A 9,500-nucleotide genomic window follows, 5' to 3' on the forward strand; every position below is an offset into this window, starting at 1 on the left:
GCTCCAGATAGGGCTTATCCGCATCTCGGGTGATGACGCGACCGTTGCCGACAATAAGCATGGTGCTCCCTTCGTTGTCTCAGGCGGGGTTTGTCACCTTTGACCAGTGGTACCGTGCCTCGCGCGCCGAACCATTTCGGAGGCGGGCCCTCCCCCGCACTCGCGCATGCGACCATGCAAATCGCATAGTGCAATTGTCCCCAAAGCAATGCCGTTGGGCTCGAGAACTCAGCTTAACGGCAGTGGGCAAACAGAATGTTATCAAACCTAACTATTTGTAATAACTGCAGGTTTATGGAAGGTTGCGAATTAGTGACCGCTCGAGGGCAAATCGGTGAACGGTAGTTGCCCACAAACCTTGAACACACATTGTTAGCTGCGGTTTCGTTAGTTGGTTTTGAGAACAACGCATGTTCGGGGGCACGCCGTCGGGCCTGGCGCCTCCCGACGTGCCAAATGCGCCTGCAGGTCCTCCCCATGGCATACGACCGACACGAGCGGAAAGCCAGTCATATGACGGAGGGGCATGGCGAAGGGGAAGGGCCGTCGGGGGCAGGTTGAAGGAGCGATATGGCTCAGGGCTAGTCGAGGTTGATCTCGCGGCCGCGGACGTACTTGCGGGCGATCTTGCCGCCCTCCTCGGCGAGGTAGACGTAGCGCTCGACGCGCTCCCACACGTCAAGGTCGCGCGGGGTGGCGATGGCGGAGTCGTCGAGGACGAGGGCGTCGAACTCGTAGCCCTCCTCGAAGGAGCCAACCTTGCCAAAAAAGGAGCCGCCGCCCACGGTGGCGAGCCACAGGGCCTCCTGCGTGGTGAGCGCGGCCAGGCTGTCGTCGACAAGGCGCCAGCGCAGCTTGGAGACGGCTACGGCGTCGGACATGCAGCGGAACATCGAGAGGTTGGCGCCGCCGGCGACGTCGGTGCCCAGGCCCACGTTCATGCCCAGGTCCATGTAGCGGCGAATCGGGGCGATGCCGCTCGAGAGCTGGGCGTTGCTCTGCGGGCAGTGGGCGACGTAGGTACCGCTCGCACGCAGCAGCTCGACCTCGCGGTCATCGGAGTAGATGCAGTGCGCCATGACAGTGCGGTTGCTGAGCAAGCCAAAGTGGTCGTAGGCGTCGCCGTAGCACTCGCTCCAGGGGCAGAGCTCCTTGACCCAGCCGCACTCGGAGGGGTTCTCGGACAGGTGGCTCTGGACGGGCAGGTTGTGCTCGCGGGCCATGTCGGCAAGCTGGGCCATGAGCTCGTCGGTGACGCTCGGGGTGAAGCGCGGGGTGATGATCGGCATCGTGCGCTCGTACTTGCCCTCGACATCGGCGAGCCAGCGTCGGGTGTCGGCCGCGGAGGCCTCGGTGGTCTCCTCGAGGTTCTCGCCACCGTTGCGGTCCATGTTGACCTTGCCCACGTAGCTCACGACGCCCGTCTGCTCGAGCTTGTCCATGAGCAGCTCGGTGCCCTCGACGTGCATGGTGCCAAAGACGACGGCGCGGGTGGTGGCGCTGCGGCGCACGTCGTTGGCGAAGATGTCATAGGCGCGGCCGGCGTACTCGAGGTCGGCGTAGTGGGCCTCCTCGGGGAAGGTGTGGGTGTTGAGCCAGTCAAGCAGCTCCAGGTCCATGCCCAGGCCGCGGAAGGCGTACTGCGGGGCGTGGATGTGGATGTCGCTCATGCCCGGGATGATGAGCTGGTCGCCGCAGTCGACGAGCGGCAGGCTCGCGTACTTCTCGGGTAGCTCGGCGAATACGCCGGCGCTCTTGCCTTCAACGCAGACGACGTAGCCGTTGGCGGTGCAGGAGACCTCCTGCGGGGTGGTGTTGTAGCAGACGTTGCCCTTGAGAACGAACGAGTTGTCCATGGTTTCTCCCATCGAAGGCGAGTGCGCGGCGCCCGCCGGTTACTTGGCTTGGCTAGATGCTAGATAAGCACGTACTTGAGGATGAAGATGGCCGCAAGGACGTACATCATCGGGCTGATCTTCTTACGGCTCTCCTTGCCACAGAACAGGTTGATGCCCACGTAGGAGATGATGCCCAGCGAGATGCCCTCGACGATGCTGTAGCAGAAGGGCATGCCCACGAAGCACAGGAAGGCGGGGATGGACTCGGAGGGGTCGGAGAAGTCGATTGAGAGCACCGAGCTTGCCATCATCGAGCCAACGAGGACGAGGGCCGGGGCCGTCGCGAAGGACGGGATGGCCAGGAAGATCGGCGAGAGGAACATCGAGAGCAGGAAGAGCACGCCGGTGGTGAGGGCCATGAGGCCGGTGCGGCCGCCCTCGGCAATGCCAGCGGCAACCTCGACCGAGCAGCAGGTGGCGGAGTTGCCCAGGACGCCGGCGATCATCGTGGCGACGGACTCGCCCATCATGGCGCCGCGCACACCGGGCATGTTGCCATCCTCGTCGAGGAGATTGGCCTTGGCGCCCAGGCCAATGAGGGTGCCGACGGTGTCGAACAGGCTCGTGAGCAGGAAGGCAAAGGCAACCACGAGGAAGCCCAGGTCGGCGATGTGCGAGAAGTCCATCTTCATGAACGTCGGGGCGATCGAGGGAACGGCGAGGCCGTTGGAGAAGTCGGGCAGCAGGCTCGCGAAGCCGGCGTCAGGGTTGGGGACGTAGAGGCCGCAGAGCTGGCAGACGATGCCAAGGATCCAGGTGATGAGGATGCCAAGCAGGATGTTGCCCTTGACGTTCTTGGCCATGAGGATGCCGGTGATGACAAGCCCGACGAGGAACAGGACAACCGAGATACCAGCCGGTTGAAGGTGCCGTCGGCCATGCTGCCGGTGAACGAGAAGATCGAGACGAGCGTGGCGGAGCTGCTGATGACGAGGCCGGAGTTCTTGAGGCCGATGATCGTGATGAACAGGCCGATGCCCGCCGAGATTGCGTACTTAAGGTTCAGCGGAATCGCGTTGAAGATCTTGTCGCGCAGGCTCGTGAGTGAGATGAGGGCAAAGACGACGCCCTCAAGAAAGATGGCGGCAAGCGCGGTCTCCCAGCTATAGCCCATGCCCAGCACCACGGTGTAGGCAAAGTAGGCGTTGAGGCCCATGCTCGGCACCAGCACGAACGGGTAGTTGGTGAGCAACGCCATCACGAGCGTGCCGAGGAAGCACACGAGCGCCGTTGCCGTGAAGACGGCGCCGGAGTCCATGCCCGTCGCGCTCATAACGGAGGGGTTCACCGCGAGCACGTAGGCGGCAGTGACGAAGGCGGTGAGGCCAGCGAGGACCTCGGTGCGGACGTTGGTCCCACGCTCCTTGAGGTGGAACAACTTGTCGAGCTTTTCTTCCATGGTGGGTTTCTCCCTTAGACCAAGGCGGGCGGCTTTTGCCCGCGTGTCGTTGAAGCCCCGGCACCGCAGGTGGCTCGTACCGTACGCGTACGCCCACCTGCGAGTTTCGTGCCGTTGGTCACGGAGAGGGGCGTGGTCCTTCGCGAAAGGTGCGACCTTCTCCGCATCGGGTAACTTGAATATAAATTCTCATCACGTTTGATAATAAAAAGTTGTTGCGAACGGTAGCAAAATGACCGCGGATGGATGGACATCCAGAGCAACAACGCCGGATGGACCCCTATTTGGGGCGGGCGGCCTGAGGTCCAGCGCGCCGGGCGCGAGAGCCGCACAAGGTGCGTGCCAAACGCAGCCAGTTATCAAAGCGCGTGCCAAACGTAGGTAGCTATGGGCCTTAGAGCCCGATTATTACCCGCGTTGGACACGCACTTGGAAGATTGACGAGAATGTTGGCTGCGCATGAGGATGCAGACCAGGAGAGGAAGGCGCGGGTCCCTACCCCTGGCGGCGGACCTGCTGCAGGTAGCGGTAGATGCTCGGCACCGAGACGTGCAGCTCGCCGGCGACGTCTGCGGCCGCGCCCTTGATGAGGAAGGTGCCCGCGGCCTCGAGCCTGCGGATGATGTCGATGCGCCCCGCCTGGTCGAGCTCGCTCGACGTCTTGCCGAGCGCCCCCAGCAGCGAGCGGACCTGCTCGGCCACGCCCGTCTCGGCACCACCGATGGAGAGGGTCTCGACGCTCGACGCCTTGTAGGCGCTGCGTACGGCGTCGAGGTTGGTGTCGCGGAACTCCTCGGAGCCGCCGTGACGGTAGGCCTCCATGAAGGCCTTGAGGCCGTCCTCGAGCGTGCGGAAGGGCTGCGGGTCGATGTTGACGCAGATGATGCCCACGATCTGGCCCTCGTCGTCGCGGATGAAGTACGACGAGCTCTGCAGGGGCCGGCCGTCTGCGGTGGTGCTCACGTAGTCGCTCACGAAGCAGTCGTCCGAGTGCTGGAGCTGCTCGGCCATCTTGAGGGAGAAGGCCGTGGCGGGCGCGCCCACCGTGCGGCCCGAGACGTGGCCGTTCACGATCTTGACGACCGAGTGGTCGGGGTCGGTGAGGTCATGCAGCACAACCTCTGTCGCGCTTCCTAGGGCAGCGCCCAGAAAGTCGATGAACGGCATGAGCTGTGCGACCTTCTCGTTCACGGAACCTCCCGCAAAATCGATTCGACGTAACTCATTATATCTTGTGACCGATACTAACTTTGTGTTAGTTTTTGCAGGTAGAACGAAACATTGGGGCGGACGAACGGTACAGAGCTCGAACGCAACCCGCCAACTTGTCCTCGCTTTTTTGGCGAAAGGTAAAACATGGACGCCGCACAGACTGACTTTTATGCTCGTCTCGCACACGCCATCGCCGTTCAGTTTGGCTCCAACTGCGAGGTCGTCGTCCATGACCTCGAGACCAAGGACCCCGAGAAGTCCATCGTCGCCATCGAGAACGGCCACGTCACGGGGCGCAGCGTGGGCGACGGCCCCAGCCACATCGTGCTCGACGCCGTAAAGGCCGGTAAGGTCCACAAGCTCTCAGACCGCCTGGCCTACCTCACCAAGACGCCCGACGGCCGCATCCTGCGCTCCTCGACCGTCTTCATCCGCAACGCCGACGACGTCCCCGTGGGCATCCTGGGCATCAACTACGACATCACGGTGCTCTCCGCCGCGGCAGACGCTCTCAACTCGATCACCGGCACGGGCCCTGGCGACGACCCCACCGGCGACCCCGAGCCCATCGTGCGCTCGGTGGCAGACCTGCTCGACGACCTCATCGAGCAGAGCGTGCAGCTCGTGGGCAAGCCCGCCGCCCTCATGAGCAAGGACGAGCGCGTGCGCGCCATCCGCTACCTCAACGACGCGGGCGCCTTCCTCATCACGAAGTCAGGCCCCAAGGTCTGCAAGTACTTTGGCATCTCCAAGTACACCCTCTACTCCTACCTCGACGAGGCCAAGGCCCAGGACTAGCCCCGGGACAATAGATGCCTGAGCAACTGTCCCAGCACGGCGCCCGCGAGCTGCACGCTAGGCTCGCGGGTGCCATTCGTTACCAAGGCGTAACGCGCCGCCTCCACGCAACGCGGGTATCCTAATGGCACTTGCACACGTGCCTTCCTGAAGCGGAGGCAAACCAAGCGCCCACGGGGCGGCAAGGAGGAACCATGGCTCGAGTCTTCAACTTCGCAGCAGGACCCGCGGCCCTGCCCGAGAGTGTGCTGGCCGAGTGCGCCAGCGAGATGCTCGACTACCAGGGCAGCGGCATGAGCGTGCTGGAGATGAGCCATCGATCTGGTGCGTACCAGAAGATCTTCGACAACACCGAGGCCACCCTGCGCCGCATCGTCGACATCCCGAGCAACTACAAGGTGCTGTTCCTGCAGGGCGGCGCCACGCTGCAGTTCGCCGGCATCCCGATGAACCTCATGGGCGCCGGGCGCGCGGGCTACCTCGTCACCGGCAACTTCGCCAACAAGGCGTGCGAGGAGGCCAGGAAGTACGGCGAGGTCGACATCCTGGCCACGAGCGAGTACACCGGCTTCGACCGCATCCCCGAGGTTGCGGGCGTGGGCGAGCTTGCCGAGGCCACGGGCTACGACTACGTCTACATCTGCCAGAACAACACCATCTTTGGCACACAGTACCACGAGCTGCCCCAGACCGGCGAGATCCCGCTGGTCGCGGACGTCTCGAGCTGCTTCCTCGCCGAGCCCATCGACGTGAGCCGCTACGGGCTCGTCTACGCGGGCGCCCAGAAGAACGCCGGGTGCGCGGGCGTCACCGTGGTCATCGTGCGCGACGACCTCATCAAGGACGGACCGGCCCTGCCCTGCTGCCCCTCCTACCTCGACTATCGCCTGCAGGCCAAGAAGGGCTCGATGCTCAACACCCCCAACACCTTTGGCATCTACCTGTGCGGCAAGGTCTACCACTGGATCGAGGAGCAGGGCGGCCTTGAGGCCATGGAGCGCATGAACCGCGAGAAGAGCGGCATGCTCTACGACTACCTCGACCACAGTCGCCTGTTCCACGGCCACGCCCAGCCCGCCAGCCGCTCCATCGCCAACGTGACGTTCCGCACCGGCGACGAGCAGCTCGACGCCGCCTTCGTCGCGGGCGCCACCGAGCGCGGCCTCGTGGGCGTCAAGGGCCACCGCCTCGTGGGCGGCATGCGCGCGAGCGTCTACAACGCCGTTCCCGTCGAGGGCGTGAGCGCCCTTGTCGACTACATGGGCGAGTTCGAGGCCACCCACACCAACTAGCAGCCACTTCGCGCGATGCGCTCGCACAGAGAAGGAGACCCCATGCGTCACATCAAGACGATCGACGACATCACCAAGGACGGCAAGGTCGAGTTTGGCGAGGGCTACGACTTCGTCGACGAGACGGCCGACGCCGACGCCATCCTCATGCGCTCGACCGACCTCCACGGCTACGAGCTGCCCGGCTCCATCCGTGCCATCGCCCGCTGCGGCGCCGGCGTCAACAACATCCCCGTCGACGAGTACGCCAAGAAGGGCGTCGTGGTCTTCAACTCGCCGGGCGCCAACTCCAACGCCGTCAAGGAGCTCGTCATCGCGATGCTCATCCTGTCGAGCCGCGGCGTCGTCCAGTCGATGAAGTGGGTGCGCGCCCACGCCGACGACCCCAACATCCTCGTCGACGCCGAGAAGGCCAAGAAGGCCTTCGTGGGCCGCGAGCTCAAGGGCAAGCGTATCGGCGTCGTGGGCCTGGGCAACGTGGGCTCCAAGGTGGCAAACGCCTGCGTCGACCTTGGCATGCAGGTCTTTGGCTACGACCCGTTCATCTCGGTCGAGCACGCCTGGGTGCTGTCGCGCGAGGTACAGCGCGTGGGCACGCTCGAGGACCTGTGCCGCGGCTGCGACTACCTCACCGTGCACGTGCCGAGCAAGGCCGACACCATCGGCATGATCGACGCCGAGGTCCTGGGGCTGCTCAACCCCGGCGCCGTCCTCATCAACTACGCGCGCGAGACGATCGTCGACGAGGACGCGGTCGACGCGGCACTGCAGGGCGGGCGCCTCTCGTGGTTTGCCACGGACTTTGCCACGCCCAAGACGGTCACGATGCCCAACGCCTTCATCACCACGCACTCCGGCGCGGGCACCGGCGAGGCCGAGGCCAACTGCGCCGACATGGCGATCTCGGAGCTCAAGGACTACCTCGAGAACGGCAACATCGCCAACTCGGTGAACTACCCGGCCTGCTCGATGGGCAAGGCGCGCGCCGCGAGCCGCATCGCCTGCCTGCACGCCAACGTCCCCAACATGATTGGCCAGATCACGGCCATCCTCGCCAAGGACAACGCCAACGTGCAGCGCATGGTCAACGAGAGCGCCGGCGAGAACGCCTACACGATGTTCGACACCGACGAGCACCTCGAGGACACGACGATCGCCGCCCTCAAGGAGATCCCGGCCGTCTACCGCGTCCGTGTCATCAAGTAACGTCCCTGGGACAATGGGTGCCTGAGCAACTGTCCCAGCCAAGGCGGCCGACGAGCCCGAGCGGGTGCGACGGCCGCCTTCCCATGAAAGGAGCGCCATGCTCGTCTCGCCCTTCTCCTGCACACGCCCCGAGACAGACCGCGTTGCCGCGACGCGCACGTTTGCCACAGCCGCCGAGCTCGACGCCGCCATCAAGGCGGGCGACTACACCTGCGACGTGTCGTGCGCGCTCTACCTTGTTGCCCACGGCGCCAATGGCGTGGTGACAACGGCCGTGGCGTGCTGCTGCGACCTGTCCGAGCTGGGCGGGAGCATCGCCTGCGGGCAGGCGTACGAGGACGAGGCCCAGCGGGTGGCGGCCCACCTCGAGGCGCTGGGGGCGCACGACGCGCCCGTCACGATCGCCTACCCCGCGAACGTGGCGCTCTCCTACATCCTGGGGGCCGCGCGCACCTCGACCCCGCTCTACAACCTGCAGCGCGCAGGCGAGCAGCTCGTGCTGTGGCGCGTGAGCCGCCCCGAGGCCGTCGAGGCCATCTGCGCCACGTTTGGGCAGCTCGAGGGGCATGTCGTGGCGGGAGAGGAGCAGGCTGCGGCAGCGGCGCTCGTGGCAGACGCCATGCGCGAGAGGCGCGGGAGCCTGGACGAGCGCGCGCCGGTGCTGCACCCGCTTGCCCTGCTGGTGACGCAAGAAGAGCTCGAGGTGTCCGACGGCAGCGTCCTGCCGCTGCAGGGACTTCTCATGCACCGCTTCGCCTAGCCCTGGGACGCTACCGCCCGTAGCTTTTCTGTCCCACGTTTCCTGCGGTTTGGGACAGTAAGGCTACGGGCTTAAGTGTCCCATTATCTGCCGCCGAAGAGACCGCCCAGAAGACCGCCTCCCGCAAGCATCTTTCTCGCGATGGCGCCCATGTCGACCTTCGAGACGTCGATGCCAAGCTTGGTGGCGATGCTGAGCAGGCGCGTGGGGTCGAGCCTCGAGAGGTCGAGAGCGTCGAGGTCGAGGCGCGACAGATCGAGGCCCGAGAGGTCGACGTCGAGTCCCTCGAGCTTGTCGAGGACGGCCATGAAGAACGACGTGAGGTCTACCCCGAGGTTGCCGCCGCAGATCTTATCGACGGTTGCCGCAGGCGCCTCGACGAGGCGCTGGGCGAGCTCGGGCGTTGCACGAATGGCCTCGACCACCTGAGCGGCGAGTGCCTGGATGTCCTGGGTCATGGGTCCTCCCTGGGTGTGGCGAGGCGCGGCGCGAGGGGCGCCGACGCGCATGGGTATAGTAGAAAGGATACAGGTGCGGGCTGCTGGCACGCGAGCTGAGAGGAGAGACGCTTGAGCACCCATGGATTCGACATCGTGGCGGCGGCCATCGCCGCAGGCGCCTCCGTGCTCGCCCTCGCCCTGGTGAGACGCGCGCGCAATCGCAGGCGCAACGGCGGCATGGAGACCCCTGCGGACGTGCGCCCGCCGGCACCCCAGGGCCTCGAGCAGACCGAGAAGGCCGCCAAGGCGGCAGCACCCGGCGCCACGCCAGCCTCCCCCGCTCCGAACGCTGCAGCCACCGTTGAGAACGGCGGCGCAGTCTCCTCCGCCAACGAGCCGCGGCCCTTCCCGCGCTCGAGCGTCGCCTCCGAGCAGCCCTTCGATGACGATGACCTCGATGCCATCGTCGACTACCTCGAGCACGAGGACGAGGGC

The 9,500-nt window shown here is 65.2% G+C and carries 9 protein-coding genes and 1 pseudogene; 5 read left to right on the forward strand and 5 right to left on the reverse strand.

The window, feature by feature from the left end; translation table 11 throughout:
* Positions 1 to 581 precede the first annotated feature (581 nt).
* The 4 genes and pseudogenes from AC1VTH_RS04265 to AC1VTH_RS04280 all read right to left on the reverse strand — a co-directional run bounded on the left by AC1VTH_RS04265 (position 582) and on the right by AC1VTH_RS04280 (position 4,488).
* Positions 582 to 1,856: an amidohydrolase family protein gene (locus AC1VTH_RS04265; RefSeq protein WP_481334879.1), complete on the reverse strand. Its 1,275-nt coding sequence runs from the start codon at positions 1,854 to 1,856 to the stop codon at positions 582 to 584.
* A gap of 59 nt (positions 1,857 to 1,915) precedes the next feature.
* Complete coding sequence (locus AC1VTH_RS04270; protein WP_481334889.1) at positions 1,916 to 2,749, reverse strand: solute carrier family 23 protein; 834 nt, start codon at positions 2,747 to 2,749, stop codon at positions 1,916 to 1,918.
* A gap of 110 nt (positions 2,750 to 2,859) precedes the next feature.
* Positions 2,860 to 3,297: pseudogene (locus AC1VTH_RS04275) on the reverse strand (solute carrier family 23 protein); the annotation flags it as partial.
* Between the two features lie 495 nt (positions 3,298 to 3,792).
* Positions 3,793 to 4,488, reverse strand: coding sequence for a helix-turn-helix transcriptional regulator (locus AC1VTH_RS04280; protein WP_481334880.1), 696 nt, complete (start codon positions 4,486 to 4,488; stop codon positions 3,793 to 3,795).
* A gap of 165 nt (positions 4,489 to 4,653) precedes the next feature.
* On the opposite strand from AC1VTH_RS04280, the gene AC1VTH_RS04285 reads away from it, so the two are divergent.
* The 4 genes from AC1VTH_RS04285 to AC1VTH_RS04300 all read left to right on the forward strand — a co-directional run bounded on the left by AC1VTH_RS04285 (position 4,654) and on the right by AC1VTH_RS04300 (position 8,565).
* Entirely contained in the window at positions 4,654 to 5,307 is a 654-nt protein-coding gene (locus AC1VTH_RS04285) for a helix-turn-helix transcriptional regulator (protein WP_481334881.1), read from the forward strand.
* Positions 5,308 to 5,501: 194 nt separating this feature from the next.
* Positions 5,502 to 6,599 carry a 3-phosphoserine/phosphohydroxythreonine transaminase gene (gene serC / locus AC1VTH_RS04290; protein WP_481334882.1) on the forward strand — a complete coding sequence of 366 codons (1,098 nt, stop codon included), beginning with the start codon at positions 5,502 to 5,504 and terminating at the stop codon, positions 6,597 to 6,599.
* A 42-nt stretch (positions 6,600 to 6,641) separates the two neighbouring features.
* Positions 6,642 to 7,805 (forward strand): phosphoglycerate dehydrogenase, encoded by a 1,164-nt coding sequence (locus tag AC1VTH_RS04295; protein ID WP_481334884.1) that lies wholly within the window; start codon positions 6,642 to 6,644, stop codon positions 7,803 to 7,805.
* 97 nt (positions 7,806 to 7,902) lie between these two features.
* Positions 7,903 to 8,565, forward strand: a complete 663-nt coding sequence (locus tag AC1VTH_RS04300) for a DUF1015 family protein (protein ID WP_481334885.1) — start codon at positions 7,903 to 7,905, stop codon at positions 8,563 to 8,565.
* 83 nt (positions 8,566 to 8,648) lie between these two features.
* Here AC1VTH_RS04300 and AC1VTH_RS04305 read toward each other — a convergent pair whose 3' ends face one another.
* On the reverse strand, positions 8,649 to 9,023 hold the full coding sequence (locus AC1VTH_RS04305; protein ID WP_481334886.1) for a hypothetical protein: 375 nt from the start codon (positions 9,021 to 9,023) through the stop codon (positions 8,649 to 8,651).
* Between the two features lie 111 nt (positions 9,024 to 9,134).
* Between AC1VTH_RS04305 and AC1VTH_RS04310 the strand changes: the two genes are divergently transcribed.
* The coding region (locus AC1VTH_RS04310; protein WP_481334888.1) for a hypothetical protein at positions 9,135 to 9,500 on the forward strand (366 nt) is incomplete at its 3' end.

It is taken from the genome of Parolsenella sp. (assembly GCF_982402205.1).